Below are 26,569 nucleotides of genomic sequence, written 5' to 3'. Positions count from 1 at the left end.
TAGCGGGCGCAGGAGCCGACTTCTCCTGGGCTTGGGAAACGGCAGGTGCCAAGGTCGCAATGGCAAGAGCTATCGATCCAGCGGTGCGCCGGAAGCGGATGGGCGTCATGAGCGCCACTATCTGGTTCAAAAGAGGATCCTCTACCCGAGTGTGTCAGTAGAATAATACAGCTTGGGAGAATTGTTGCAACGTCGTCCGGCAAACTTGGACCATCTCTTCGCTGAGGGTGAGCGAAGCCCGGTCGCTTGCCTGACCGGAATCATAGTGTTAGCCACGTAATACACCTTTAGGGGGAATCCGATGCGCGCTGCCTTTGCCGCGACCTGCCTGTCGCTCCTGTCGACCACTGCTTTCGCCCAGGCCACGCCGCCACCCGCACCTGCGACCATTGTGCCTGATCCAGCCGCACCGAAGGGCAAGCTTTCGGACGCGGCAACGCCGCTCGCCTATCGGCTCAACTTCAACATTCGGCCCGACCAGCCATTTTTTTCGGGGCATGACGAGATCGACATTCGCGTGAAAGCCACGACGAAGAGCCTCTATCTCCACGGTCGCAATCTGACGGTGAGCCGCGCAGCGGCGCGCATCGGCGAGAAAATGGTCGCGGCGACATGGACCCAAGTCGATCAGACCGGCGTCGTCCGACTTGATTTCGCTGAACCAGTTGCCGCCGGCGACGCGACGCTGGTGTTCGATTATGAAGGCACCTTCGGCGACGACGCCTCCGGCCTTTATCACGTCAAGGTTGGCGAGAAATGGTATAGCTGGACGCAGTTCGAATCGATCGACGCGCGTGCCGCTTATCCCTCGTTCGACGAGCCGGGCTTCAAGACACCCTTCACCATCTCGGTCCTGACCTATTCGGGCAGCGCCGTGGTCAGCAACGCGCCCGAGGCGGAGGTGAAACCTGTCCCTGTTCTGCTCACGCCGGAGCAGACCAAACGAATGGAAGCGGCGGGCGTCAAAATGCCGAGCTTCGAAATGCACAGCTTCGCCCCGACCAAGCCGCTGCCGACCTATCTCGTCGCGCTCATCACCGGACCGTTCCTGAACCAGACCGGCGCAGTGCCGCCGACGCCCGAGCGCAGCACACCGCTGCCGCTCGGCGTGTTCGCGACTCAGGCCCAGGCCGGCAAGCTCGATTATGTGATGGCGGAGAGTCCGCGCATCGTCAGCCTGCTCGAGAAATATTTCGGCGAGCCCTTCCCCTTCCCCAAGCTCGACCAGATCGCCTCGCCGGTCATGCCGGGCGCGATGGAGAATGCCGGCGCCGACACCTATGGCGACGGCATCATCCTGCTCGACAAGGGCGCGCCGACCGGCCAGCGCCAGACCTTCGGGATGGTCGTGGCGCACGAGCTTTCGCACCAATGGTTCGGCGATCTCGTCTCCCCCGCCTGGTGGGACGATATCTGGCTCAACGAGAGCTTCGCGAACTGGATGGGCTATCGGATCGGCAATGAATGGCGGCCCGAACTCAATATCGGCGTCGGTGCACTCGACGAGGGCTTCCGCGCGATGAACACCGATGCGCTCGAGGTCGGCCGGCCAATCCACCAGCCGATCACCGAGAACAGCCAGATCGACAGCGCCTTCGACAACATCACTTATGGCAAGGGCGGCCATGTCATCTCGATGATCGCCGCCTATCTCGGCGACGAGAAGTTCAAGGCGGGCGTGCGGCTGCACCTGAAGCGCCATGCTTATGGCAATGCGACATCCGAGCAATTCTTCCAGTCGCTTGCCGATGGCGCGCAGGACCCGCGCGTCCTCGCTGCGATGAAGAGCTTCGTCGATCAGCAGGGCGTTCCAGTGGTCGATATCACCCGGCAGGGCGGAAAGCTGGTCGCGACCCAGTCGCGTTATGCGTTTCTCGGCAGCTCGCCAAAAGCGGAGCAATGGACGATTCCGCTCTGCCTGCGCATCGATGCGGCAAAGAGCTGCACCTTGCTCGACAAGCCCGTCACGACACTCGCGGCGGGTGGAGCCGGTGTGGTCATGCCCAATGTTGGTGGCACCGGCTATTACCGCTTCAACCTCGAGGCGACCGATTGGCAGAAGCTGATCGGGACCTTCGCCACCCTGTCGCCGGGCGAAGCGCTCGCTGCCGATGACAGTCTCTGGGCGGCCTTCCGGGCGGGCAAGGCACCTGCGAGCTGGCTCGTCACCGCAGCAAAGAACCTCGCCGCCAACCCCGATTCAGATGCGAGCGTCGATGGCGGATCGCGTCTGGCCGGACTCAAACTGCGCGGCCTGATCGGTCCTGAGTCAGACGCTGCGTATCGCAAGTTGATGGACGCGACCTATGCGCCGCGCCTGGCCGCAATCGGCTTCGATCCCGCCGCCGGCGCGCATCTCGGCGATGCGCCCGACAAGCAGAAGCTGCGCCAGAACCTGGTCGGCTTTGTCGTCGAAGAGGGTCATGACGCAGCGGTCAGTGCGACGCTGGAGGCGGCGGCGCAGAAATATCTCGCGGGCGACAAGCAGGCTATCGACCAGGCCTATCTTGGTGCCGGGCTCGGCGTCGTCGTATCGAAGGGTGGCCTGCCCGCAGCCAAGAAGCTGGTCGAGATCGGGCTGGCGAGCGAAGATCCGACCCTGCGTCAGTCAGCGCTGGGCGCGGCGGCCGGAAGCGGACGGACCGATGTCGCCCAATATCTGCTCGGCCTGAACGACCCGCGGCTGCGCCCCTTCGACAAGATCGGCCTGATCTTCGGCCTCGCCACTTCTGAGGGTACCGCCGATTTCACCGGCGAGTGGATCCTCAACAATTACGATACGCTGCTCGCCGGGAGCAATGGCATCTTCATCACCAGCCGCCTGCCCCAGGCACTCGCCTATCAATGCGGCGCCGATCGCGCCGACCGGATCAACAGCCTGCTTGGCCCCAAGGTCCGCGCAGCTGGCGCCGGCGTGCTCACTTTCGACCGCACGATCGAGACGATCCGCCATTGCGGCGTCCTGAAAGCCGCGAAGAGCGCCGAGATAGCGGCAGCGATCGCGGTTCCGTAAACGCGAGCCGGACTGAAATCCCTCCCGCGGTCGTTCGCCGCGGGAGGATTCAGCGTCCTTGCTTGAGGCTGTCGTAGATCGCGCCGACGAATCGGTCCTCATCTCCCTGCATGCCGTCACGATACGCGGCGGCGGGCTTGCTCCCGACCACCTCGGCAAGGCTCTTTCCAGTGGCTATCTGCGTCTTCACCCGGCCAGACACGTCGACCAGCATGGCGCGGTAATGCTGCAGATCGGCACGGGTTGCGATCGGGCCATGGCCGGGCACGATCACCGTCTGCGCATCAGCCATCGCCAGCGCCATATCGACTGCGCGAATCAGGCCGCGGCTATCGCCGTCGCTGGCGCGGTCAATGAACGGCCAGATGCCATTGAAGAAGATGTCGCCCATATGAATCACGTTCGCGCGCTCGAGCCGCACGATCGTGTCGCCATCAGTATGGGCATTGGCTACGTGGCGCAGGTCAATCGTCTCGGTGCCGATATGGAGTTCAAGCCTATCGTCAAACACGACCGCCGGCAGCGCCTCGGGCGGGGCTGCCGGGATGTGGCGGTTATAGGCAGGCATGAACTGGTCGGTGCTACGCCGTACCCGTACATTGCGCTGCGCGACGATGACGGTGCCGGTTTTGGCCAGCGCCTCGTTCCCTCCGCTATGATCCATATGCCAGTGGGTGTTCACCGCGTAGCGGACCGGGCCCGGCGTGATGGACTTCACCGCCGCCAATATCTCCTCGACATCAGCGGGCCGCTCATCGTCAACGATCAGCGCGCCGTCGGGGCTGGAAACGATCAGGACATTGCCGCTCTTGCCGATCAGCACATCGGTTGCCGGTGCCAGGCGCCTGACTTCGGCGGCCCGTGCGGCGGAAAGATTCGCCAACGCCAAGCCCGCGACGAGCGCCTGCAGTCCAATCCGAAAGCGCGTGTTCGACATGGCGTCCCCTCCTCGCAGGACGGCCCTCGCCTTCATCAGCGAGCAACGGCCGATAAAATGCTGTTCCGCAAATCGCTCCGCCGTGCAACGGTAGCAACAGATACTAATTCCGGAGCAGACCCCTGATGGCCACCGCCCCCGCCCGCCCGCTTGCCGAGCTTACATTCCGCTGCATCATCCTTGGCGGGCTGATCACCGTCCTGTTCACGGCAGCCAATGTCTATCTCGGCCTGAAGGTCGGGCTGACCTTCGCGACCTCGATCCCGGCAGCGGTGATCTCAATGGCGATCCTGCGCTTCTTCAAGGATGCCAACATCCTCGAGAACAATATCGTCCAGACCATCGCGAGCGCTGCGGGCACGCTAGCGGCGATCATCTTCGTGCTACCCGGGCTGATCCTGGTCGGCTGGTGGACCGGCTTCCCCTATTGGACGACCGCAGCGGTCTGCGCGGTGGGCGGCGTACTCGGCGTAATGTTCTCGGTGCCGCTCCGCCGGGCTCTCGTGACGGGATCGGACCTGCCTTATCCGGAAGGCGTGGCGGCGGCCGAAGTGCTCAAAGTCGGTGCGGCCGCTGATGGCGACGAGGAGAATGCCAAAGGGCTGCGGGTGATCATCCTTGGTTCGCTCGTCTCCGCCGGTTTCGCCGTGCTCGCCGCGATGAAGCTGGTGGCCGCCGAAGCCGTACAGAATTTCCGGGTCGCCACCGGCGCGACCGGCGTATCGACCAGCTTCTCGATGGCATTGATCGGCGTCGGCCATCTCGTCGGCCTTTCGGTCGGCGCGGCGATGTTCTTTGGTATGATCATCGCCTGGGGCGGGCTGATGCCCTATCTGACCCACGGCTTTACCGGCGAGCTCGATACTGTCGTCAAGACCGTCTTCCGCAGCCAGGTACGCTTCATCGGGGCCGGAACGATCGGTGTCGCCGCGATCTGGACTCTGCTCAAGATCCTCGGCCCGATCATCGGCGGCATCAGATCCGCGATGGCCGCATCGCGCGCGCGGGCGGGCGGATCGATCCTCGAATTGACGGAACGCGATCTGCCGATCGGCATCGTCGGAGCGTCGATCCTCGCGACCCTGCCGCCGATGGCCTATCTACTGTGGAACTTCTCCGCGGGCGGGCCGATCCATGATCATCCCTTCGCGGTGATTGCCGGCACGATCCTCTACATCCTCGTCATCGGCATCGTGATCGCGGCGGTGTGCGGTTATATGGCGGGGCTGATCGGCGCGTCGAACAGCCCGGTGTCGGGCGTCGGCATCCTGGCCGTGCTCGGCGCCTCCTTGCTACTCGTCGCGATCTTTGGCCACAGCACTGATCTCGCACGCACCAACGCGCTGATCGCCTATGCGCTGTTCACCACCGCGATCGTCTTCTCGGTGGCGACGATTTCGAACGACAATCTACAGGATCTGAAAACCGGCCAGCTCGTCGGCGCGACGCCGTGGAAGCAACAGTTCGCGCTCGTGCTCGGGGTGATCTTCGGCTCGCTGGTGATCCCGCCGGTGCTCGACCTGCTCAATACCGCCTTCACCTTCCAGGGTGCTCCCAACGCCAAGGAAACCGCCTTGGCCGCCCCGCAAGCCGCGCTGATTTCGTCTCTGGCCAAGGGCGTGCTCGGCGGCGATCTCGACTGGCGGCTGATCGGCACCGGAGCAGGGATCGGCGTCGTGGTGATCTTCATCGACGAAATGCTCGGCCGCGCGGGCAAGATGCGGCTGCCGCCGCTCGGTGTCGGCATGGGCATTTATCTGCCGATGGCGTTGACCCTGCTGATTCCGGTCGGTGCGCTGATCGGCCATTTTTACGACAGATGGGCCAAGCGCACGCCTAACCCCGAATTCGCCGAGCGCATGGGTACCCTCGCGGCAACCGGTCTGATCGTCGGCGAGAGCCTGTTCGGCGTCCTCTTTGCGGGGATTGTCGGGGCGAGCGGCAGCGATGCGCCGCTGGCGGTGGTTGGCAAGAGCTTCGAGACCCTGGGTCTGCTCGCCGCGCCGATCATCTTCGCCGGGCTGATCTGGCTGCTTTACAACCGAACCAAAGCGATGGCGCGGTGATTAAAGCCCCTCCCCTGAGGGCGCACCGGGTCGGCCATGCTCCCGGCATGGCCTGAAGAGCGCGGGGGCGCTCTTCACCCGGCGCGGGGCTTGAAGATCACATCGCCGCGAGCAGTGTCTTGATCTCGATGAACGCGAAGGCGACCGAGCTGTCCGCCACGCCATAAGGCACGAACAGCTTGTCCTCGTGGCGGATCGCGCCGCAGGTATAGACGACGTTGGGCACATAGCCCTCGCGGTCCTGGTCCGCCGCGGCGAGGATCGGCTGCTGAGTGCGGCCGAGCACCTTTGACGGATCGTCCTTGTCGAGCAGCACCGCGCCGATCGAATATTTGCGCATCGCGCCGACGCCGTGAGTCAGCAGCAGCCAGCCCTCCTCGATCTCGATTGGCGGCCCGCAATTGCCGATCTGGACGAGTTCCCACGGGAACATGGGAGTGAGCAGCTTCTCGCCCTCCTCCCAATGCGTCAGCGTATCGGATTTGAGCAGGAACAGATTCTCGCCGTCCTGCCGGCCCATCATCATATATTGCCCGCCGATCTTGCGCGGAAACAATGCCATGCCCTTGTTGCGCGAGGCGGGGCCAGACATCGGCACCAGATCGAACGCCCGGAAATCGCGCGTCCTGAGCAGCTCGGACTGGATGGTCGAGCCATTATAGGCGGTATAGGTGCCGAGCCATTCGACGCTGCCGTCCTCATGCGTGAACTGGACGAGGCGAAGGTCTTCCAGCCCCTTCGATTGCGCCGCGGTGATCGGAAAGATCACCGTGCCCGACAGAGTCGAATCGCGGTGGCGATAGACGGTGATCGGCCCCTCGGGCAGTTCCTCCTCGTCCATGCCGACCGCATCGGTGGCGGTGGCGAAGGGCGGCTCGGGCGCGAGCTTCAGCTCATTCTTGCTGGTGATGATGCCTTCGCGAAAGGCGACTGACGAGATATGCCCCTCGCCCACTGCGCGGAGCGACATCAGGATGCGCTGCGACCCTGGCGGCATGCCGGACTGGTCGAAATGCGGCGTCGCGCTGGGGTTCATCAGCGCGGCGGCGGCATAGCTGTATTCGTGGCAGAAATAGGCGCCGATCAGCTGGCGCTTCTCGTCGCCGATCTCGCTGCCGTCGAGGCCGAGCATTTCCTCGATCTCGTCATAGCGGGTCATGAACACGCGCCGGGTCTGCCAGTGGCGCGCCTCGAAATCCTTGAGCACGACCTCGAGCTCGTGGCGCGTCTCGGCTGAGTCGAGCTCCATCACCTCGCGAACGAGGCGTTCGGTCCGGCTGCCGCCATTGCCCGCCCAGGCAAGGTGGAAAGGCCGAACCACAACCCGGGAGGGATCGGCGTGCAGCCGTAGTGCATGGTGAAACAGGTCAATCAAGCTTGGTCCGCCTCGCCCCCGAGATACGCTCCGTGCGGCGACGCGAGCGAGGCTACGCGACGGCGCGATCCGGTCCTGCCATGCTTTCGGCCCGCATTGAAAGCCTAGAAATGGCACAAGACGCTAATTGCAGCGCCAGAATCGACTCAGCGCCCTGATTGCGGTTGAGCCCGGTCGGCATCAGGCCATCGAAACACCCGCCGTCCTGCGCTGTGGCAAGCGGCAGATCGAGATCGTTCTGCCCGAGATACCAGCGATAGGCGCGCGTCGCCTCGTCGATCCAGCGCATATCTCCGGTCGCGTCGAATGCGGTCGAGCAGGCATCGATCGTCGCCTGCGCCTCGAGCGGCTGCTGGTCAAACGGCAATGGCTCCGAATAAACCCGGCCGAAGCTCTCGGTACCGACCGCCCGGAAACGTCCCTCCGGCGAGGTCTGGCGGCTGACGATCCAGTCAAGCGTCTGGATACCGCATTTGACGAGGTCGTCGCGCTTCAACGCCATGCCCGCCCGGATCAGCGCCTCGGGGAGGCGCGCATTGTCATAGGCGAGGACGATCTCGAACCATTCCCATTCAGGGCGGCGCGCTTCCTCGAGCAAGGCCAGCAACTCAGCCGAGAAGCGCGTCAAGATGGTGCGCGCGAGGGTGTGCCCCGGATAAGCCTCCAGGATCGCCGCCGCGCCGAGCATGGCAAAGGCATGCGCCCGTGGGCTGCCGAGCTCGAGGGCGAGCGAAGCGGTGAGATCGAACATCGACACCGCCCAGTCGCGATGCTTGCGCACGCTGGAATCGCGCGCGGTGACCCCGAGCGCCCAGAGCGTGCGGCCGTTCGAATCCTCGGATCCGGTTTCCTCGCACCAGGTGCGGTCGAAATTCATGAAATTGCGGAAGCGGCGTGCCTCGGGGTTCCAGGCATATTGAATGAACGACGCGTAGATCGTCATCCACTTGTCCCGCACGGCTTCGTCGAGATCAGTCATGTGGCTGACCAGCATCAGCGCGCGCGCATTATCGTCGATGCAATAGCCGTGACGGCGGTCAGGCACTGAATAGATCGAGTGCTGGAGCATGCCGGTCGAATCGCTCATCCGCTCGACCGCCGCGAAATCGGGCGCAAGCGGCGCGAAGGAAAGGCTACCGCCGACCAGGCGGCGCGGCTTGGCGCCGACCATCTCGACGATCTCGCGCATGGCAGCCTCGGCGAGCCGCGGCCAGATCATCGTCCGGCCCCGCGCATAGGCACGCTCCGACAGTTTCGTCCGGTTGCGGTCGCTGCCGAGCAAGGCGTTGATCTCGCGTGCGAAGGCAGCGCTGTCGCCGAAATCGACCAGCACGCCATACCCGTCGGCGAGAATCTCGGTGGCATGGACATAGGGCGTGGAGACCACCGCCTTGCCGACCCCGACAGCATAGGAAAGCGTGCCCGAGGTGATCTGCGCCGGGTTGATATAAGGCGTGGCATAGATGTCCGCCGCCTGCAGATAGTCGATCAGCTCGTTATGCTCGAGGAACGCGTCGATGAACTCGACATGGTCCGAGACGCCGCGCTCGGCGGCCAGTGCCTTCAGCCCATCGCGATAGGCTTCACCCTCATGCGCAACCAGATTCGGATGCGTGGCGCCAAGCACCGCATACAGCACGTCGGGATGCGCCGCGACGATCTCGGGCAGCGCGTTGATCATTGTCTCGATGCCCTTGTTGGGCGCGAGCAGGCCGAAGGTGAGAACGGTCTTGCGGCCCTCCCACMCGAATTGCGGCTTGAGCACATCGGGATCGAGAAACTTCCGATCGGGCACCCCGTGCGGGATCATCACGATCATCCGCGAGCTGGCGCCATAGACGCGTTCGAGAATCTCACGGCCCCGCTCGGCCATCACCACCACCTTGGTGGCGCGGCGCAACAGGCCCTCCATCACCCGGCGCTCATCGGCACTCGGCTTTTCGAGAATAGTGTGAAGCGTGACGATCACCGGGATCGAGACGCGATCGAGCAACGCCAGAATATGCTCGCCGGCCGGACCGCCGAAAATGCCATATTCATGCTGAAGCCAGATCGCCTGCGCGCCGCTGCCCTCGATCGCGCGTGCCGCGCTGGTATAGGCGAGTCGCTCCTCCTGGGGGATGCTGAGCGTCACCTCGGGGGGATAATCATAGAGCCCGGGATGATCGTCCATCGCATAGACGTCGATCTTCAAATCAGGGAATCGGCCCTTTAGCGCGGTAAACGTGTCGGTAGTATATGTTGCAAGGCCGCATTTCCGTGGCAGGAAATTGCCAATCAACGCCAGATGATCGATCGGGGTTACTGCTTGTGCCGAAAGCACCATCGCCTCTAACCTCATGTGAATAAGGGGCTCGCGCCCAGATTGCCTCCCACGAACGGCCAAGCTTCAATATGGTTGCAACCATGTTGCATTGCAACAAATGATTCGCGCTGATCTCGATCAAGTTCGCGCCGAATGGAGGAACTCAACCTCGGCCGCGATATCCCGGAACATCCTGCGCCGGCAGCCACATCCCCTCGGGCGGCGGCCCCGATTGCCAGAAGACGTCGATCGGTATGCCACCGCGCGGATACCAATATCCGCCGATCCGCAGCCAGATCGGTTTCATCTCCGCCGTCAGCCGCTCGCCGATGCCGACGGTGCAATCCTCATGAAACGCCTGATGATTGCGAAAACTACCCAGGAACAGCTTCAGCGACTTGGATTCAACGATCGATTCGGCCGGCGCATAGTCGATCACGAGATGCGCGAAATCAGGCTGCGCGGTCACCGGGCAGAGCGAGGTGAATTCGGGCGCGGTGAAGCGCACCAGATAGGGCCGTCCGGGGCGCGGATTGGGAACATAATCGAGCAGCGCTTCGTCTKGAGAGGACGGCAGCGCACTGGCCTGGCCGAGATGCTTGGGGGTCATGACTGACTATCTAGGGCTTGAAGCCGCAAATTGAAACGCGCGGCATATCGTTCCGCGATCGTCTCGACGCCGCCGCTGCCGGTGGTTAGGGAAGCACCAACAGACAAGGAGCATGTCATGGACTCGCTGGTAACGACGGAGTGGCTCGCAGGCGAACTGGGCGCGAACGATCTGAGGATCGTCGATGCGACCTATATGTCGAGCCTTCCCGGTGCGCCGGCGGGCGATCCGGCCGCCGATTACGAGGCGGCGCATATCCCCGGCGCGGTGTTCATGGATCTGGCCGAGCTGGCCGACACCAATAGCGATCTGCCGTCGATGCTGCCTTCCCCCGAAAAGTTCGCCAGCCGGATGCAATCACTCGGGCTCGGCGACGGCAGCCGAATCGTCCTGTATGACAGCTCGCCCTTTCATACCGCCGCCCGCGCCTGGTGGATGCTCCGCACCTTCGGCGCCCATGATGTCGCGATCCTCGATGGCGGGCTCGCCAAATGGCAGGCCGAGGGCCGCGAAACCGCAAGCGGCAAGGAAACGCTCCGCCACCGCCACTTCACCGTCTGGGCAGACGACAAGGGCGTTCGCAACCTCGAGCAGATGAAAGCGAATGTCGACAGCGGCGCCGAGCAGGTGCTCGACGCACGTTCCGCCGCGCGCTTCACCGGCGAGGAGCCTGATCCGCGCCCGGCGACTCATGCCGGCCATATTCCGGGCTCGAAAAACCTGCCTTATGGCCGGTTGTTCAACGCTGACGGCAGCTGGAAACAGGGCGACGCGCTCAAGGCCGAGTTCGAGAGCGCCGGAATCGACCTGAGCAAGCCGCTCGTCACCACCTGTGGCTCGGGCATCACTGCTTCAGTCCTCGCTTTTGGAGCGCATCTGCTCGGAAATGATGCGGCGCTCTATGACGGCAGCTGGTCCGAATGGGGCGCCGATCGCTCGACTCCCAAGGCAATGGGGCCGGCGTGAGCGGCAGCGGAGACCAGCCCAAGGGCGATGCGACCCGTGTCGTCTCGGCCGGCCGCCGCGCTGAATGGACTCAGGGGATCGTCAACACGCCGGTCTGGCGGGCCTCGACGATCCTCTATGATTCCGTTGCCGATCTGCGCGCCGCAGGCTCGCGCGATACCCATCACCGGCTGTTCTATGGCCGGCGCGGTACGCCGACTCAGTGGTCTCTCGCCGAGGCGCTGACCGAGCTCGAGCCGGGTGCCGAGGCGACCTTCATCTACCCATCCGGCGTAGCGGCGATCGCCGCCGCCCTGTTGTCGGTGCTCTCGCCGGGCGACGAGCTGCTGGTGCCTGACAGCGCCTATGATCCGACCCGCTCGATGGCGACCGGGCTGCTCAAGCGGATGGGGATCGCGACGCGCTTCTACGATCCGCTGATCGGCGCCGGCATTGCAGACCTGATCGCCGACAACACCCGCGCAATCTTCATGGAAAGTCCCGGCAGCCTGACCTTCGAGGTCCAGGACGTCCCCGCCATCGTCGCCGCGGCCAAGGCGCGCGACATCGTCACCCTGCTCGATAATACCTGGGCGACGCCGCTGTTCTTCCCGGCGATCGAGCGCGGGGTCGATCTCACCATTCTGGCCTGCACCAAATACATCGTCGGCCATTCGGACGTGATGCTCGGCTCGGTCACCGCCGCGCCCGGACATTTCGCGAAGCTGCGCGACACCAGCTTCCAGCTCGGCCAGGTCGCCAGCCCCGACGATTGCTGGCTCGGCGCGCGCGGCCTCAGGACGCTTGCGATCCGTCTCGCTCAGCACCAGTCGAGCGCGCTGAAGGTCGCGCACTGGCTGAAGGAACAGCCGGACGTCACGCTTGTCCTCCACCCGGCATTGCCCGACTGCCCGGGACACGAACTGTTCGCGCGCGACTTCAAGGGGTCATCGGGCCTCTTCTCCTTCGCCTTGAAAGACGGAACCGAAGCGGCGCGCGCGGCGCTGATCGATAGGCTTGAGCATTTCGGCATCGGCTATAGCTGGGGAGGTTTCGAGAGCCTGGCCCTACCCGTCGATCCGGCGCGCTATCGCACTGCCACCAATCGGCACGATATCGGCCTGCTGGTGCGCCTGCAGATCGGCATAGAGGATCCCGACGACCTGATCGCTGATCTCGCCGCCGGCCTCGCCCGGTTCCGGGCCGCCCTGGCATGAGCCCGGTCCTCGCCTGGCTGCAGATGCAGGGGCTGGGGACGATCTCGCAATCAGTGCTGATCGAGGCTGCCATTGCCGGCGGCCTGGTGATAGCAGCGCTCTTCACCGGACTGATCGCCGGCCGGATGCTTGGCCCACGGGTCGAGGCCGAATGGAAGCGCAGGCTCGGCGCCCAGGCGGAAGGGATCGGTGACCGCCTGCATCGCATCCTGCGCCACGGCACCGCGGCCCTGTTGCTGGCCATCCTGCTCAATGCGGCGCCCTGGCCGATGCTCGCTGCCTTCCCGATCGGGTTTGCCCTCGGGGCGGCAACGGCAATGACGAGTGTCTCGATTCTTCGGGGGCTCGGCATACCGCGCTGGATGGCATGGCTCGTCGCTGCGATCCTGTTCATTGCGCTGTTCAGCCATGCGGTCGGCGGGCTAGCGCCGATCTCGCAGACTCTGGAGCGGATCGGTTTCGACATCGGCACGCGCCGTTTCTCGCTTCTGTCGCTGATCACGATCGTGGTGACGGCCATAGCGCTTTATGCCGGCGTAAGGCTGGTCAACCGCGCGACCGCCCAATGGATCAGCACCTCGCGCGGCATGGACGCGACCCAGAAGCTGCTCGCGCAAAAGCTCGCCGCGATCACGGTGGTGGTCGCCGCCTTTTTCTTCGGCATCGATCTGCTCGACATCGATCTGACCGCCTTTGCGGTCTTCTCGGGCGCGTTCGGGCTCGCGGTCGGCTTCGGGCTGCAGAAGACTATCGGCAACCTGATCGCGGGCATCATCCTGTTGATGGACCGCTCGATCAAACCCGGCGACGTGATCGTGGTCGGCGAGAGCTTCGGCTGGGTCAACCGGATCGGCATCCGCGCCGTCTCGGTCCTGACACGCGACGGCAAGGAACATCTGATTCCGAACGAGAATCTGATGACCAATGAAGTCGAAAACTGGTCCTATACCGATCGCAACGTCCGAATCCGAATTCCGCTGGCGGTCGGCTATGGCTGCGACCTGAAACTTGCTCAGGCATTGATGCTGCGCGCGGCGAGTGAAAGCCCGCGCGTGCTGGACAGCCCCAAGCCGAATGTCTGGCTCACCGCCTTTGGCGAGAGCGGCGTCGAGCATGAGATTCTCGCCTGGATCAGCGATCCCGAGGGCGGTGTCGGCAGCGTCCGCTCGGATGTGCTCAACCGGGTCTGGTGGCTGTTCAAGGAACATGGAATCGAGATCCCGTTCCCGCAGCGTGAAGTGCATATTCGGGCCGAAAAATAGGCGCTGAGTGCGCGTGCCGTAACGGCACAGACTGTTGCGCACGTGCAACATGCTGCGCAAACCATGCGCGGCATGACAGAATTAAGTTGTGCGTTGCAGCGCGTTTCGGCAATCTTAGTTTACCGAACGGATCAAGCGGCGCGGGAAGCTTCGGCTTTCGACAGATGCCCCAGTCCGTCGGCTGCAGGTGGGGACCCGATTTTTCTTTCGAAAGGGACACCCATGCGTTTTTCCACGATCAGCCTCAGTGCGCTGATGCTCGCCGCCACCGCAACGCCGGCTTTCGCCGACGATGGCCCGACGGCGCCGCCGCCAGAGTTCACGGTAACGGGCGGTGCCACCGTCGTTACCGATTACCGTTTCCGCGGTGTTTCGCAGACCAACAAGAAAGTCGCCGTGCAGGGCACTTTCACTGTCACGCATTCTTCCGGGTTTTATGTGAGCGCCTGGGGCTCCACGATCGATGATTATATCGCAGCGGGCAGCGATCAGGAGCTCGATCTGATCGCGGGCTACTCGCATACCTTTGCGAACGGCATCAAACTCGATGGCGGCGTCCTCTATTATTACTATCCGGGCGGCGGCCATGCGAAGACCGATTTCTTCGAGCCTTATGTCGATATCTCGGCGACCATGGGCCCAGTCACGGGTAAACTGACCGCAAACTATGCGCCGAAGTCGAACGCGTTGTCGGTGGGCTTTGGCAAGGAGGACAATCTGTACCTTGCCGGGGACCTGTCGGCAGCCATTCCGAAAACGCCGATCAGCCTCACCGCGCATCTTGGCCACACCTTCGGTCCCAGCTACCTCGTCCCCGACGCCAGCAAGGGTTATACCGACTGGAATCTTGGGGCCAGCGTCACCTGGAACCATCTCACCTTCGGTGTGACCTATGTCGATACGAACAAGGACGTGTTCCTCGGCAACCGTAACCTCACGGGCTCGGGTGTCGTAGGCTCGGTCGGCGTAAGCTTCTAAGCGACTTTCGGCTGGGTCCGACAGGACCCACGCAATCGCGACACGGAAGGGGGTGGCATTGCCGCCCCCTTTTCGTTTCAATTGCTGGCTGCGATCAGCGCACGCGCCGCTGTCGATTCAGGGGCCGCAATCACCTGCAACGACGGCCCCTCCTCTACGATGCGCCCGGCCTCCATCACCGCGATGCGGTGGCAGAGCCGACGCGCGACCGCGATGTCGTGCGTGATCAGCAGGATCGCCAGCCCGCGTTCGCGCTGCAGTCGCTCAAGCAGATCGAGGATGCGCCCGGCGACCAGCACGTCCAGCGCCGATGTCGCCTCGTCCAGGATCAGCAAATCGGGCGCTGCCACCAGCGCTCGGGCGATCGCAACGCGCTGCGCCTGACCGCCCGACAGTTCCGCCGGGCGGCGATCCGCGAATTCCGCGCCGAGCTCGACCGTTTCAAGCGCAGCAATGGCGCGAGCCGCGCGATCTGCCGACGTAAATTCGGGCATCAGATAGCGCAACGGCTCCGCGACACTGTCCGCCGCGCGCCATTGCGGATCGAGGCTCGCAACCGGATCCTGGAACACCGCCTGCATGCCCGCCCGATGCTCGCGGCGCATTCGATGCCTTGGCGGCAGCGCCTCGCCGCGCCACAAAACCACGCCGCTGTCGCACGACCCGATCCGCCCGATCGCCCGCGCCAGGGTCGATTTGCCCGAGCCAGACGCACCGACGATCGCCAGCGCCTCGCCTTCCGCAATCGCCAGCGATGCGCCCGCCACTGCGGCAACGCGACCGCCTCGCCATCCTCGCGCCCGGAAACTCACGCCAATATCGCTCGCCTCGAGCAGCGGACCGCCCGCTGGCGGAAGCTTCGGTGCGGGATCATTGAGCCGCGGGCTTGCCGCAATCAGCGCGCGCGCGGTCTCGCTCGTCGGCTGAGCGAGCAGGGCGGCCGCCTCGCCCATTTCAGCCACACGGCCAGCTTCAAGCACCACGATTCGATCCGCATAGCGCTCGACCAGCGACAGGTCATGGCTCACCAGCAACAGCCCCATGCCCCTGTCGCGCAGCCGCGCCAGCACCTCCATGATCGCGTGGCGTAGATCGGCATCGAGCGCACTGGTCGGCTCGTCGGCGATCACCAGCTCTGGCTCGTGTGCGATGGCCGCCGCGATCAGGACGCGCTGGCGCTCGCCGCCTGACAGCCGATGCGGATAGCTGCGCAGCACGCCTGGCTTGTGCAACCCGACCTGGTCGAGCAGACCTTCAAGCGCGCGCGTGTCTGGACGCGGGCCGCCGGTCTGTGTCGCTGCCTCCAAGAGTTGCTGTCCGATGGTGAGGTGCGGCGTGAGCGACGAGAGCGGGTTCTGGAAAACGAAGCCGACGCGCGCACGCAAGGGACGAAGCGCCGGCTCCGGCAAGCCGACCAGCTCGCTCCCGCCCAGACGCGCCGAACCGCTGGCGATGCCCCTGCTCAGGCCGAAGGGCGCCAGGCAGCTCATGCTCTTGCCCGACCCTGAAGCGCCGACCAGCGCGGTGCATCGACCAGGCTCGACGCTAAAGCTTATATCCTCGACAACGGACTGACCGCCGATCCGAACCCCCAGCCGCTCGACTGAATAAAGCGTCATCGCGCCAGCCGATCGCGCAGCCGCTCGCCGAGCGTCGTCAGCGCGAGGATCAGCCCGACCAGCACCCCGCCGGGCACGAGCAGGGCGAGGGGCGCAACATCCATGTCCTCCGCCCCGTCATGCACAAGAATACCCAGCGACGTCAGCGGCTCCTGCACCCCGAGCCCGAGGAAGGAGAGGAAGCTCTCGACCATCACCACCTGCGGCACCGTCAGCACGAGATAGGCAAGCGCGACGCCGGCCACATTCGGCAGGATGTGGCGCAGGAGGATCGCCCCAGAGGGAGCTCCCGCCACCTCGGCCGCAAGCACATAGGGACGGTGGCGCAGTGCCATCACCTGCCCGCGCACGACCCGCGCCATCGTCAGCCATTCGACCGCACCGATGCCGAGAAAGACGAGCACGATCGACCGCCCGAACGCGACCATCAGCAGAATAACGACGAACATGAAGGGCAGCGCGTAAAGCGCATCGACAACCCGCATCATCGCCTCGTCGACGCGTCCGCCGGCCCAGCCGGCAATCGCACCCCAGGCTGCGCCGATCAGCAAGGCGACCAACGCCGCCGCAGCCGCGACGGCGAGCGTGATGCGCGTGCCGATCATTGTGCGCGCGAGCAAATCTCGCCCGACGCTGTCAGTGCCGAGCAAATGGCCATGGGTGAAGGGCGCCGCGCGAACATGGCCCCAGTCAATCTGGTCATAGCCCCAGGGCAGCATCACGGGCAGCAACAGGGCCGCGAGCGCAACCGTGACGATCGTCCATCCCGCGATCCTCATCCGCGCACGCGGGGATCGAGCCAGCCATAAGCAAGATCGGCGAGCAGGTTGAAGAGCAGGATCAGCGCTGCGTAGAGTATCACCACGCCCAGGACGAGCGGGTAGTCGCGGTTGAGCGCGCCCTGGACGAAGTAGCGGCCGAGGCCGGGCAGTCCGAACACAGTCTCGATAACGACTGCGCCGGTCAGCAAGCCCGCCGCGGCCGGGCCGAGATAACTCACCACCGGCGCCAGCGCCGGGCGTAGCGCATGCCGCAGCAATATGCTGCGCGGCGAAAGCCCGCGTGCCCGGGCGGCCAGCACATGATCCTGCGCCAGGGCGACCGCGAGCCCGGCCCGCGCCAGCCGGGCGATCGCACCCGCCACCGGCAATGCGAGGGCAATAACCGGGAGCACGAGCGAGGTGGCACCGTCCAGCCCAGATACCGGCAGCCATTGCAGCCATAATGCGAAGACGAGCGCCAGTGCTGGCCCGGTGACGAAGGTGGGGATCGCGGTCAGCAATGTCGCCTTGACCATGATGATGCGGTCGACGAGCCCGCCGGCATGAGTCCCCGCCACCACCGCGCCGCCGATCCCGAGGCATAGCGCCAGCACCAGCGCCAGCCCGCCAAGCGTAAGCGAGACCGGCAGGCCCTGCGCGATCAGCGCGCCGACCGTGAAATCCTTATAGACGAGCGAGGGCCCGAAATCCCCGGTCAGCACGCCGCCCAGATAACGCGCCGCCTGTTCGGGCAGCGGCTTGTCGAGGCCGTAAGCGGCGGCAAATGCAGCGCGCGTGGCGGGGTCGAGCGGGCGCTCGGCATCGAACGGGCTGCCCGGCGCCGCGCGCATCAGCACGAACGAGAGGAGGATAACCGCGAGGAGCGTGGGGATCGCCGTCGCGAGCCTGCGAATCAGGATCGCGCGCATGTCCGCCGCCCCTGTTCAGCGGCTCACTTGGCCGTGGTTTTGGCGTCCTGGCCGTCGCCTGGCGGAGCGGCGACGATGTCGCGGGTGGTCGAGCCCTTGTCGACGACATTGGTGCCCGGATCGCCGACAGCCGAGCGAATGCCGGGATCGGCAACGTCAGCGCCTGCCGCGGTGATCGTCGCGCTCTCGGACGCGCTGCGCTGCGACGGGCCGCCGAACAGGGCGTCGAGCGCCTGGGCGTTGGGGCTCACGTCATTGGCGCGCGCGGCGCCGGGCTGGGGCGGGGTCAGCGCGAAATCGGGCGGAATCATCAGGGGCGCCTGACGACCGACCGCGAACTCGTCGGGCCTCGCATGTTCCCGGCCGCCATGGGCGCAGCCGGATAGCAGGACGGCGAGGCCGAGCCCGGTTGCGATCGACACCAACTTACGCATTCATATTCTCCACTGAAGCACGCCCTGCCCGGGGCTTGTCGCGCACAAGAAGCGCTCGCACAAGCAGGATGAGCACGCCTACCGTAATCGCCGCATCCGCGACATTGAAGACCAAAAAGGGCCGCCACTCGCCAAAGTGCAGATCGGCGAAGTCGACCACATAGCCGAACCGCACCCGATCGAGGATATTGCCGATCGCGCCACCGAGCACGAGGCCGAGCCCGACCTGGTCCTGGCGATTGGGTTCGCGGAACATCCACACAAGCACGCCGACCGCGATCGCGGCCGTCAGCGCCACCAGGCCCCAGCGCATCGCCTCGGTATCGGCGTGAAGCATTCCCAGCGACACGCCGTGATTCGCGACGAAGCGCAGCGTGAAGATGGAATTGATCTCCCGCCCCTCGCCCATCTCGTTCAGGCCAAGGCTGTTGGTGATGCCATATTTCGCCGCCTGATCCGCGATGAACAGGATCGCGCCGGTTACCAATCCAACGACAGGAAGCTTACGCATCAGGAAACGACCTTGGTGCAGCGATCGCAAAGGGCACCATCCTGCACGACTTCGGGCAGGAGGCGCCAGCAGCGGCCGCATTTGTGGAACTCAGTGCGGGTAACGGACACGGCATCGCCCGCCCTCACCTTGGCGACAATGAAAATCTCGGCGAGCGCCTCAGGGGTCAAGGCCGATTTCGGGACGGTCACTTCGGCCTCGAGGCTGGAGCGCACAATCTTGTCGCGGCGCAGCGGTTCGATCGCCTCGGTCACTGCCTCGCGCAGGGCCCGCACATCGGACCAACTCGTCGCCACCGCATCGTCGCCGGGCAGCTTGGGCAATTCAGGCCATTCGAGGAAATGGACCGAGCCGTCCTCGCTCGGGAAACGCGCCTGCCACACTTCCTCGGCCGTGAAGCACAGGATCGGCGCTGCGTAGCGGACCAGCGCATGGAACAGCACATCAAGCACCGTGCGATACGCCCGCCGCTTCGGATCGGTCGGCGCGTCGCAATAGAGGCTGTCTTTGCGGATGTCGAAGAAGAAGGACGACAGGTCCTCAGCCGCGAAATCCGTCAGCAGCCGCAAATAGCGGTTGAACTCGTAATTCTCCGTCGCCGCCTTCAGCTCGACATCGAGCTGGCCGAGCAGGTGGAGCACATAAAGTTCGAGCTCGGGCATATGCCGCGTGTCGACCTTCTCTGCGTCGGTGAAGCCATCGAGTGCGCCGAGCATGTAGCGGAAGGTGTTGCGCAGCTTGCGATAGGCGTCGGAGGTGGTGTTCAGCACCTCTTTGCCGATCCGCACATCCTCGAAATAGTCGGTCTGCGCGACCCACATGCGCAGGATATCGGCGCCCGATTCCTCGATGATCTTGAGTGGATCAACGACATTCTTGAGACTCTTCGACATCTTCTTGCCGTTCGAGTCGAGCGCGAAGCCGTGAGTCAGGACAGCATCATAAGGCGCACGGCCGCGGGTGCCGGCGCTTTCGAGCAAGGACGACTGGAACCAGCCGCGATGCTGGTCCGAGCCTTCGAGATACAGGTTCGCGCGCGTGCCCTCGCCGTACCGCGCCTCGATCACAAAGGCGTGAGTCGAGCCGCTGTCGAACCAGACATCGAGAATGTCGTTCTGTGGTTGCCATTCGGCGAGATCGTAGTCGGGCCCGAGCAGTGCCTGATGATCGGCGGTGAACCACGCGTCCGCGCCGCCTTCCTCGAACGCCGCGACGATGCGCGCGTTGACCGCGGGGTCAGCGAGGTAATTTGGGACGGGATCGAACAGCGTCTTCTTTTCGACATAGAGCGCGATCGGTACGCCCCAGGCGCGCTGGCGCGAGATCACCCAGTCGGGCCGCCCCTCGACCATCGCACGGATGCGGTTCTGCGAACGCGCCGGCACCCAGCGCGTCCGCTCGATCGCGTCGAGCGCGATCTCCCGCAGCGTCGGCGCGTTGCCGATGCCGTGCCCGAGAACCGGCGCGAAGCCGACATCGACGCCGAGTTCGATCGGCTCGGCAACCGCCTGGTGCCGCTGCGTCTGGTCCATCGGGATGAACCATTGCGGCGTCGCCCGGAAGATCACTTTCGCCTTGGAGCGCCAGCTATGCGGATAGCTGTGCGCGAAATCGTCCGATGCCGCGAGCAGCGCCCCGGCCTCGCGCAGATCGCTGCAGATCGGCCCGTCCGAGGCGACGAACTTCTTGTTGATGACGCTCCCCTGCCCGCCCAGCCACAGCCAGTCGAGCCGGTACATGCCGGCACCATCGACTGCGAACACCGGATCGATGCCGTGCGCTTTACACAGCAGGAAATCGTCCTCGCCGTGATCGGGGGCCATATGGACCAGACCGGTACCGGCGTCAGTGGTGACAAAATCGCCGGGCAGGAAAGGACGGGGTTTCGCGAAGAAGCCACCAAGCTTGTGCATCGGGTGGCGGGCGATAGCGCCGGCGAGGTCGGAGCCCTTGCCTGTCCAGATAGGCTTGAACGGAGTCTCATCCGGCGTGAAGGAAGTCCTCCCTCGGAAGTCATCGCGCTGACCGCGATCGAAAAGCTCGGCAGCGACGACCACGACGCCTTCCCAAACAGTCTTCAGGTTTTCCGAGGTAGCGGGCAATGCCTTGTCAATCAGCGCATGCTGCCGGCCTTTATAGGCTACGTAATCAATCTCAGGCCCATAGCTCAGCGCCTGGTTCACCGGGATCGTCCACGGCGTCGTCGTCCAGATCACCGCATAAGCGCCGACCAGTTCCGGCGCGTTCGGCGCCTCGACGATCTCGAATGCGACGTCGATCTGCGTCGACACCACATCCTCATATTCCACCTCGGCCTCGGCCAGAGCGGTCTTCTCGACCGGCGACCACATCACCGGCTTGGCGCCGCGATACAGCTGGCCGCTCTCGGCGAACTTGAGCAACTCGCCGACGATCGCCGCCTCGGCGTCGAACTTCATGGTGAGGTACGGGTCTTCCCAATCGCCCATCACCCCGAGCCGCTTGAACTGCTCGCGCTGCACCGCCACCCATTTCTCGGCATAAGCGCGGCATTCGGCGCGGAACTGGGCGACCGGCACCTGATCCTTGTCGAGCTTCTTCTCTTTATACTGCTTCTCGACCTGCCATTCGATCGGCAGACCATGGCAATCCCAGCCGGGTACATAAGGCGCGTCCTTGCCGAGCAGGGACTGGCTGCGGACGATGATGTCCTTCAGCACCTTGTTCATCGCATGGCCCATATGGATGTCGCCATTGGCGTAGGGCGGGCCGTCATGCAGGATGAAGCGCTCGCGGCCCTTCCGCTGCTCGCGCAGGCGATCATACAGGCCAAGCTTTGCCCAATGCTCGAGAATCGCCGGTTCCTTCGCGGCGAGGCCGGCCTTCATGGGAAAGTCGGTCTTCGGCAGGAAGACGGTATCGCGATAATCTTGCGCGGCGGGGGCGGGTGTATCAGTCATAAGTGGCCGGGCTTTAGACGAGAGGATGGTCCGTTGCTAGGTCGCTGGTGGCAACATGGGCCTTGCTCCTTTCGTGCATGGTCGGCTGGAGCGGAAACGGCCGGCACGGGAGATATGGGACGCCAGCGCATCTAATTCCTGGACCTTCGCGCCAACCGTGCAGTGTCTATAATCATTCTGGTACAATTACTTAATGGATTTATCCACTCCGAGGACGAAGGCTCCTGCCGCCCCTAATGTGCGATTAGGTGCGATTCGCGGGAACGACATCGGCGACCCGCACGTATTCGTCTCGGGAGTATAAAATAATCTATGTTAATCGAGGACGACATCGCCATCCTCGCGCGGGTAATGATGGCGCTTGGTGACGGGTGCCAGAAAGCGATCGATGACAACATCACCAGGGCTCTGGGCGCTCACCAGTGGGACGAAATGAGCAAATGGCACCGCGTGCGCGCGCGCGTCGCCCGCATGCAACTGCAAATGACCCGGGAAGACGCGGTGGATTTCGGAAACGCGCGCCCGATCCCCGGCGCTGCGCGGTCGTAACTCCACGCCCCGTTCTCAGTCCCGTACGATCCCGGTTTCGCTGAACGGTTTCGGCTCAACCGGCGGGATCTTCGCCGGGTTCAGCGCGCACTGCCAATAGCCGACGTCGATCCACCGGCCCTGTTTGTAGCCGACTTCGCGCAGCACGCCCGTCCGCCTGAAACCAACCGATTCGTGAAGCCGGATCGAATGATCATTGGGTAGGGCGATCGCGCCGATCGCATGAGTGAAGCCCTGCGCCCGCAGCGTATCGATCAGCGCATCATAGAGCTGGCGGCCATTGCCCTGCCCCTGAGTGCCGCTAGCGAGATAGATCGAAGTCTCGACGACATATTGATAGGCCGGCCGATCGCGGAACTTAGTCGCATAGGCATAGCCGAGCACCCCGCCCTGCTCGTCGCCATTGGTCACCACCAGCCAGGGATAGAGCCCCTCAGACGCGGCCATACGAGTCCGCATCGCCCGGGCATCAGGCGGCTCGAGTTCGAAAGAGACAGTGCCGGTCTCGACATAGGGCGCATAGATCGCCGCAATCGCGGCAGCATCTTCGGGTCGCGCAGCGCGGATCGCAATCATTGCGCCGCCCGTGCCAGGACGAAGTCCATCAACCTGATGTCCGAACGAGATGCGGTCGGGCCACCCAGGCTGGCGCATTCGAGGCACCGCGCCTGAATCGCCGAACCGGTGCCGATCCGCTTCACATCGCCCAGCGCACGCGCGAAGATCGCGCGGCGCTCGGCGGCGATCCGGCTAAAGGCGTCGTCGCCCTCGCTGCTCGCATTGTCGCCATCATCATCCGAGCGCCCGAGGCGCTCGACCAGCTTGCCGAGCCAGTTGGGCTTCTTCTCGAGATATTCGGCATGGACATCCTCAGGCTTGAGGCCAGCCCGCCGGGCCGCTTCGGCGATCGCATCCTTCACCCCACCGAACCGGTCGACCAGCCCGAGCTGGTGCGCGGTGCCGCCGTCCCACACCCGGCCCTGGCCGATCTCGTCGACTCGCGCCAGGCTGAGCTTGCGCGCCTGCGAGACGCGCGTGATGAACTCGCGATAGCCATTCTCGATGCCGGCCTGGAAAATCGCATCGGTCTGGGCATTGGTGCCGCCAACCACGTCCGGCTGGCCGGAGAGCGGCGTTGTCTTCACCCCATCCGTGGTGATGCCGAGCTTCTTTAGTGTGTTCTCGAAGGTCGGGATGATGCCGAAAATACCGATCGATCCGGTGATCGTGGTCGGCTCGGCGAAGATCACATCGCCAGCGGTCGACACCCAATAGCCGCCCGACGCGGCAAGGCTGCCCATCGAGATGACGATCGGCAGCTTCTGCGCCTTCGCCTCGGCAATCGCACGCCGCATGTCTTCGGACGCAAGCGCCGAACCGCCCGGCGAATCGATCCGGACGACCAGGGCCTTCAGCTTCTTGTTGGCGAGGCCATCGAGCAGCAGCTTGTCGACTGTGTCGGCGCCGACATTGCCGCCCTTCGATTTGCCGTCGACGATGTCACCAGCAATCGTCAGCACGCCGATCGCGTCGCCGCCGGTCGGCAGCGGATTGGCCTCGACATAGGATTCATATTTGATCGTGTTGAAGGTGCCGACCGGCTTGCTGCTGTCGGAGCCCGCTATCTCGGCGACACGCTTGCCGAAATCGAGCCGGTTACCGAGCCTGTCAACCAGCCCCGCATCGAAATTGGCTTTGGCGACATCCCCCTGCGCGGCGGCGACGACCTTGTCGGGCTGTGTCAGGAAATCGGCGAACTTCGCCTTGGGCCGCGCCTTGTGGATCGCGTCCTGCCACTGCGCGAACAGCACGCCGTAGAGTTTGACATTTTCTTCCTTGGCTTCGGGCGAGGCTTCGGTGCGGGTATAGGGCTCGACATAGGATTTATATTTGCCGACCCGGTAGATGTGCGCGTTGACGCCGAGCTTGTCGATCAGCCCCTTGTAATAGAGCTGCGATCCGCCCGGGCCCATGAACAGCGTGCCGCCCATCGGATTCATCCAGATCTCGCTGGCATTGGCGGCGAGGCGATAGCCCGAATCAGTATAGGCGGTGGCATAAGCCAGCACCTGCTTGTGGGCGTCACGCACGGCGCGCACCGCATTCGCCACCTCGTCGACCGCCGCCGGATAGCCGCCGCCGAAAGAATCGAGATCCAGCACCACTACCTTCACCCGGTCGTCGGTCTTGGCCTTTTCAAGCGCACGCACCAGGTCGCGCAGTCGGAACTGGTGCCCCGGCGCATTGCCGCTGAGCGTCGCAAAAGGTTCCGCCTCCTCGGGCTGCTCGACGATCTGGCCGTCGAGCTTGAGCAGCAGCGCCCCGTCGCGGATCGTGGCCGGGCTCGGTTTCGCCGAGAGCACGCCGAAGATCAGCCCGAAGAACAGCAGCATCGCGATCAGGACGAGCGCGTCCTTGATGCCGACCAGAATCTTCCAGGCGCCCCGAACCAGTTTCACCGTATAGTCCCCTGCTCACGCAATTGAGCCAGCGACGCTAGAGCATGGGAAGGCATGAGTAAACTTCTGTACTAGGCGGGCAATACAGGTTGGCCTTCTTTCCCCCTCCCGCTTGCGGGAGGGGTCGGGGGTGGGCTCGCGCTATCCGCGAATGCTCCGCTCGTGGAGGTCGGGCGCCCACCCCCAGCCCAGTTTCAGACCGGTCAGGCTCCCAGCCTGACCTGAACGATGCGGGGCATCGTTCACCTGAAACTCGCAAGCGGGAGGGGGAAGAAGATTCGATCACGCGACTTCCGCAGCACCCGAACAAGGCGGCTCCCAACCAAACACGCTCCGCCCGCCATAATCATGCGACCGCCGCCGCTCCTCAGCCAGGAAAGCCGGAAACGAGGGCCCCGTCGCATGCGCCTCGAGCCGCCGCGCCTCGGCATCGAGGCGGCGGATCGCCCCCAGCCTCTCCTCATTCCCCAGCTTCGCCCCGGCAACAGCTGCCTTCATGACGGCAATGGTCTGATCATAGACCTTGATCGGCACCGGATAGGGATGGCGATCCTTGCCGCCATGCGCGAGCGAGAAGCGCGCCGGGTCGGCAAAGCGGCAGGGCGCGCCGTGGACGACCTCAGCCACCATCGCCAGCGATCGCACCGTCCGGGCGCCGACGCCTGGCACCAGCAGCAATTCGGGGAAGTCTTTGGGCCCGCATTCAGCCGCAGCGGCGAGCGTGCCGTGCAGGCGCCGCAGCATCACATCGGCCGGCCGCACGTCATGGTGGCCCGGCATGACGAGGTGCGGCAACTCCGCCTGGGCGGGCGCCGACGCATCCCGGCCATCGATCGCGGCGACTTCGCGTATGATCCGATCCGGACCCAGATCGCGCAGCAGATCGAGCTGAACGCCGCGCGAGGCCCGGGCGCGGACATCCGTGAGGTTGACGATATTGCCCTGCCCCCGCCCCTCGATCGCGGCGTGCGGCGCCTCGACGAAATCGGTCAGCCCTTCGGACGACCAGTGATAGCGGCGCGCCTGGCGGCTATCCTCGTTCATGCCCTGCTGGATGACGACCCATTGGCCGTCATCGGCGATAATGAACCCGTGCAGATACAGCTGGAAACCGTCCTGCACCGCGGCGCTGTCGACCTTCGCGACAAGCCGGCTGGTCCTGGCGAGCCCGGCACCATCGAGCCCGACCCGCTCGCCGATCGCCACCAGTTCCTGCGGCGTCCGGCGCGACTGCTTGCCGCGCCCGCCGCAGACATGCAGGCCGAGCTCGCCCGACAGCGGCGCAAGGCCACGCTTCAGCGCGCCGATCACGCTGGTGGTGATGCCGGACGAATGCCAGTCCATCCCCATCACCGCGCCGAACGACTGGAACCAGAAAGGATGGGCCAGCCGCCGCAACAGCTCGTCGCGGCCATAATGATGGACGATCGCCTCCGAGATGACCGCGCCGAGGCGTGCCATGCGGCTGCTCAGCCAGGGCGGCACATGTCCGCCATGCAGGGGAAGGTCAGCGCTGCCGCCACGTCTGGCCATAGCTGTGGTCCACGGGAACGAATAAGGAACAAGCTGCTACCAGACTGGTGCGCCGGCCGCTATACTGGCGCCGCATCAACCATGTTAGGTTCATTCGGGCGACTTTTATTCGCGCCCAAACCGTTGA

20 protein-coding genes are annotated in these 26,569 nt (G+C 64.5%); 7 read left to right on the top strand and 13 right to left on the bottom strand.

Annotated features, from left to right (window positions below):
* Positions 1–301 precede the first annotated feature (301 nt).
* A complete protein-coding gene (locus AC1DVS_RS15330) occupies positions 302–3,013 on the top strand; it encodes a M1 family metallopeptidase (RefSeq protein WP_478024381.1) in 2,712 nt (903 codons plus the stop codon).
* A gap of 49 nt (positions 3,014–3,062) precedes the next feature.
* On the opposite strand, the gene AC1DVS_RS15325 is transcribed toward AC1DVS_RS15330, so the two are convergent.
* Complete coding sequence (locus AC1DVS_RS15325) at positions 3,063–3,950, bottom strand: MBL fold metallo-hydrolase (RefSeq protein ID WP_478024379.1); 888 nt, start codon at positions 3,948–3,950, stop codon at positions 3,063–3,065.
* 125 nt (positions 3,951–4,075) lie between these two features.
* Here AC1DVS_RS15325 and AC1DVS_RS15320 point away from each other — a divergent pair, with 125 nt between their 5' ends.
* Positions 4,076–6,016, top strand: coding sequence for an OPT family oligopeptide transporter (locus AC1DVS_RS15320; protein WP_478024377.1), 1,941 nt, complete (start codon positions 4,076–4,078; stop codon positions 6,014–6,016).
* A 97-nt stretch (positions 6,017–6,113) separates the two neighbouring features.
* Here AC1DVS_RS15320 and AC1DVS_RS15315 read toward each other — a convergent pair whose 3' ends face one another.
* The 3 genes from AC1DVS_RS15315 to queF form a co-directional block, all read right to left on the bottom strand.
* Positions 6,114–7,391: a glycoside hydrolase family 130 protein gene (locus AC1DVS_RS15315; RefSeq protein ID WP_478024375.1), complete on the bottom strand. Its 1,278-nt coding sequence runs from the start codon at positions 7,389–7,391 to the stop codon at positions 6,114–6,116.
* A 52-nt stretch (positions 7,392–7,443) separates the two neighbouring features.
* Positions 7,444–9,717: a glycosyltransferase family 4 protein gene (locus AC1DVS_RS15310; RefSeq protein ID WP_478024467.1), complete on the bottom strand. Its 2,274-nt coding sequence runs from the start codon at positions 9,715–9,717 to the stop codon at positions 7,444–7,446.
* 142 nt (positions 9,718–9,859) lie between these two features.
* Complete coding sequence (gene queF, locus AC1DVS_RS15305; protein ID WP_478024373.1) at positions 9,860–10,306, bottom strand: preQ(1) synthase; 447 nt, start codon at positions 10,304–10,306, stop codon at positions 9,860–9,862.
* 117 nt (positions 10,307–10,423) lie between these two features.
* Between queF and sseA the strand changes: the two genes are divergently transcribed.
* From sseA to AC1DVS_RS15285, 4 genes are all read left to right on the top strand, one after another.
* Positions 10,424–11,272 carry a 3-mercaptopyruvate sulfurtransferase gene (sseA, locus tag AC1DVS_RS15300; protein WP_478024465.1) on the top strand — a complete coding sequence of 283 codons (849 nt, stop codon included), beginning with the start codon at positions 10,424–10,426 and terminating at the stop codon, positions 11,270–11,272.
* Positions 11,227–12,468: a cystathionine beta-lyase gene (gene metC, locus AC1DVS_RS15295; RefSeq protein WP_478024372.1), complete on the top strand. Its 1,242-nt coding sequence runs from the start codon at positions 11,227–11,229 to the stop codon at positions 12,466–12,468. The genes sseA and metC overlap by 46 nt, the downstream gene beginning before the upstream one ends.
* Positions 12,465–13,730 carry a mechanosensitive ion channel family protein gene (locus tag AC1DVS_RS15290; protein WP_478024370.1) on the top strand — a complete coding sequence of 422 codons (1,266 nt, stop codon included), beginning with the start codon at positions 12,465–12,467 and terminating at the stop codon, positions 13,728–13,730. Before metC ends, AC1DVS_RS15290 begins: the two co-directional genes overlap by 4 nt.
* 222 nt (positions 13,731–13,952) lie before the next feature.
* On the top strand, positions 13,953–14,708 hold the full coding sequence (locus tag AC1DVS_RS15285; protein ID WP_478024368.1) for a TorF family putative porin: 756 nt from the start codon (positions 13,953–13,955) through the stop codon (positions 14,706–14,708).
* Between the two features lie 77 nt (positions 14,709–14,785).
* On the opposite strand, the gene AC1DVS_RS15280 is transcribed toward AC1DVS_RS15285, so the two are convergent.
* From AC1DVS_RS15280 to ileS, 6 genes are read right to left on the bottom strand one after another with little or no spacing between them, the layout of a single operon-like run.
* The gene (locus AC1DVS_RS15280) at positions 14,786–16,327 is read right to left on the bottom strand and encodes an ATP-binding cassette domain-containing protein (protein ID WP_478024366.1); all 1,542 of its coding nucleotides are present in this window, start codon (positions 16,325–16,327) and stop codon (positions 14,786–14,788) included.
* Positions 16,324–17,106: an ABC transporter permease gene (locus tag AC1DVS_RS15275; RefSeq protein WP_478024364.1), complete on the bottom strand. Its 783-nt coding sequence runs from the start codon at positions 17,104–17,106 to the stop codon at positions 16,324–16,326. The genes AC1DVS_RS15280 and AC1DVS_RS15275 overlap by 4 nt, the downstream gene beginning before the upstream one ends.
* Positions 17,103–18,017: an ABC transporter permease gene (locus tag AC1DVS_RS15270; protein ID WP_478024363.1), complete on the bottom strand. Its 915-nt coding sequence runs from the start codon at positions 18,015–18,017 to the stop codon at positions 17,103–17,105. The genes AC1DVS_RS15275 and AC1DVS_RS15270 overlap by 4 nt, the downstream gene beginning before the upstream one ends.
* Before the next feature lie 23 nt (positions 18,018–18,040).
* Positions 18,041–18,451: a DUF3035 domain-containing protein gene (locus AC1DVS_RS15265; protein WP_478024361.1), complete on the bottom strand. Its 411-nt coding sequence runs from the start codon at positions 18,449–18,451 to the stop codon at positions 18,041–18,043.
* Positions 18,444–18,962 (bottom strand): signal peptidase II, encoded by a 519-nt coding sequence (gene lspA / locus AC1DVS_RS15260; protein ID WP_478024360.1) that lies wholly within the window; start codon positions 18,960–18,962, stop codon positions 18,444–18,446. Before lspA ends, AC1DVS_RS15265 begins: the two co-directional genes overlap by 8 nt.
* Positions 18,962–21,901: an isoleucine--tRNA ligase gene (gene ileS / locus AC1DVS_RS15255; protein ID WP_478024359.1), complete on the bottom strand. Its 2,940-nt coding sequence runs from the start codon at positions 21,899–21,901 to the stop codon at positions 18,962–18,964. The genes lspA and ileS overlap by 1 nt, the downstream gene beginning before the upstream one ends.
* 312 nt (positions 21,902–22,213) lie before the next feature.
* Between ileS and AC1DVS_RS15250 the strand changes: the two genes are divergently transcribed.
* Entirely contained in the window at positions 22,214–22,450 is a 237-nt protein-coding gene (locus AC1DVS_RS15250) for a hypothetical protein (RefSeq protein ID WP_478024357.1), read from the top strand.
* 15 nt (positions 22,451–22,465) lie between these two features.
* Here AC1DVS_RS15250 and AC1DVS_RS15245 read toward each other — a convergent pair whose 3' ends face one another.
* From AC1DVS_RS15245 to AC1DVS_RS15235, 3 genes are all read right to left on the bottom strand, one after another.
* On the bottom strand, positions 22,466–23,026 hold the full coding sequence (locus tag AC1DVS_RS15245; protein ID WP_478024355.1) for an N-acetyltransferase family protein: 561 nt from the start codon (positions 23,024–23,026) through the stop codon (positions 22,466–22,468).
* Positions 23,023–24,909, bottom strand: coding sequence for a signal peptide peptidase SppA (gene sppA / locus AC1DVS_RS15240; RefSeq protein WP_478024354.1), 1,887 nt, complete (start codon positions 24,907–24,909; stop codon positions 23,023–23,025). Before sppA ends, AC1DVS_RS15245 begins: the two co-directional genes overlap by 4 nt.
* A 282-nt stretch (positions 24,910–25,191) precedes the next feature.
* Positions 25,192–26,442 carry a DUF763 domain-containing protein gene (locus tag AC1DVS_RS15235; RefSeq protein WP_478024352.1) on the bottom strand — a complete coding sequence of 417 codons (1,251 nt, stop codon included), beginning with the start codon at positions 26,440–26,442 and terminating at the stop codon, positions 25,192–25,194.
* Between the last annotated feature and the right edge of the window lie 127 nt (positions 26,443–26,569).

The sequence above is a fragment of the Sphingomonas sp. P3_C5 genome (genome assembly GCF_056402635.1).
Note: the sequence above shows the minus strand (reverse complement) of the source record. Positions and strands in the feature narration are given on the sequence as shown.

Bases quoted from the DNA above. Each gene is read 5' to 3' on its own strand.
- AC1DVS_RS15330 (WP_478024381.1), top strand. From the start codon at position 302: ATGCGCGCTGCCTTTGCCGCGACCTGCCTGTCGCTCCTGTCGACCACT.
- AC1DVS_RS15325 (WP_478024379.1), bottom strand. From the start codon at position 3,950: ATGTCGAACACGCGCTTTCGGATTGGACTGCAGGCGCTCGTCGCGGGC.
- AC1DVS_RS15320 (WP_478024377.1), top strand. From the start codon at position 4,076: ATGGCCACCGCCCCCGCCCGCCCGCTTGCCGAGCTTACATTCCGCTGC.
- sseA (WP_478024465.1), top strand. From the start codon at position 10,424: ATGGACTCGCTGGTAACGACGGAGTGGCTCGCAGGCGAACTGGGCGCG.
- metC (WP_478024372.1), top strand. From the start codon at position 11,227: ATGGGGCGCCGATCGCTCGACTCCCAAGGCAATGGGGCCGGCGTGAGC.
- AC1DVS_RS15290 (WP_478024370.1), top strand. From the start codon at position 12,465: ATGAGCCCGGTCCTCGCCTGGCTGCAGATGCAGGGGCTGGGGACGATC.
- AC1DVS_RS15285 (WP_478024368.1), top strand. From the start codon at position 13,953: ATGCGTTTTTCCACGATCAGCCTCAGTGCGCTGATGCTCGCCGCCACC.
- AC1DVS_RS15280 (WP_478024366.1), bottom strand. From the start codon at position 16,327: ATGACGCTTTATTCAGTCGAGCGGCTGGGGGTTCGGATCGGCGGTCAG.
- AC1DVS_RS15275 (WP_478024364.1), bottom strand. From the start codon at position 17,106: ATGAGGATCGCGGGATGGACGATCGTCACGGTTGCGCTCGCGGCCCTG.
- AC1DVS_RS15270 (WP_478024363.1), bottom strand. From the start codon at position 18,017: ATGCGCGCGATCCTGATTCGCAGGCTCGCGACGGCGATCCCCACGCTC.
- AC1DVS_RS15265 (WP_478024361.1), bottom strand. From the start codon at position 18,451: ATGCGTAAGTTGGTGTCGATCGCAACCGGGCTCGGCCTCGCCGTCCTG.
- lspA (WP_478024360.1), bottom strand. From the start codon at position 18,962: ATGCGTAAGCTTCCTGTCGTTGGATTGGTAACCGGCGCGATCCTGTTC.
- ileS (WP_478024359.1), bottom strand. From the start codon at position 21,901: ATGACTGATACACCCGCCCCCGCCGCGCAAGATTATCGCGATACCGTC.
- AC1DVS_RS15250 (WP_478024357.1), top strand. From the start codon at position 22,214: ATGTTAATCGAGGACGACATCGCCATCCTCGCGCGGGTAATGATGGCG.
- AC1DVS_RS15245 (WP_478024355.1), bottom strand. From the start codon at position 23,026: ATGATTGCGATCCGCGCTGCGCGACCCGAAGATGCTGCCGCGATTGCG.
- AC1DVS_RS15235 (WP_478024352.1), bottom strand. From the start codon at position 26,442: ATGGCCAGACGTGGCGGCAGCGCTGACCTTCCCCTGCATGGCGGACAT.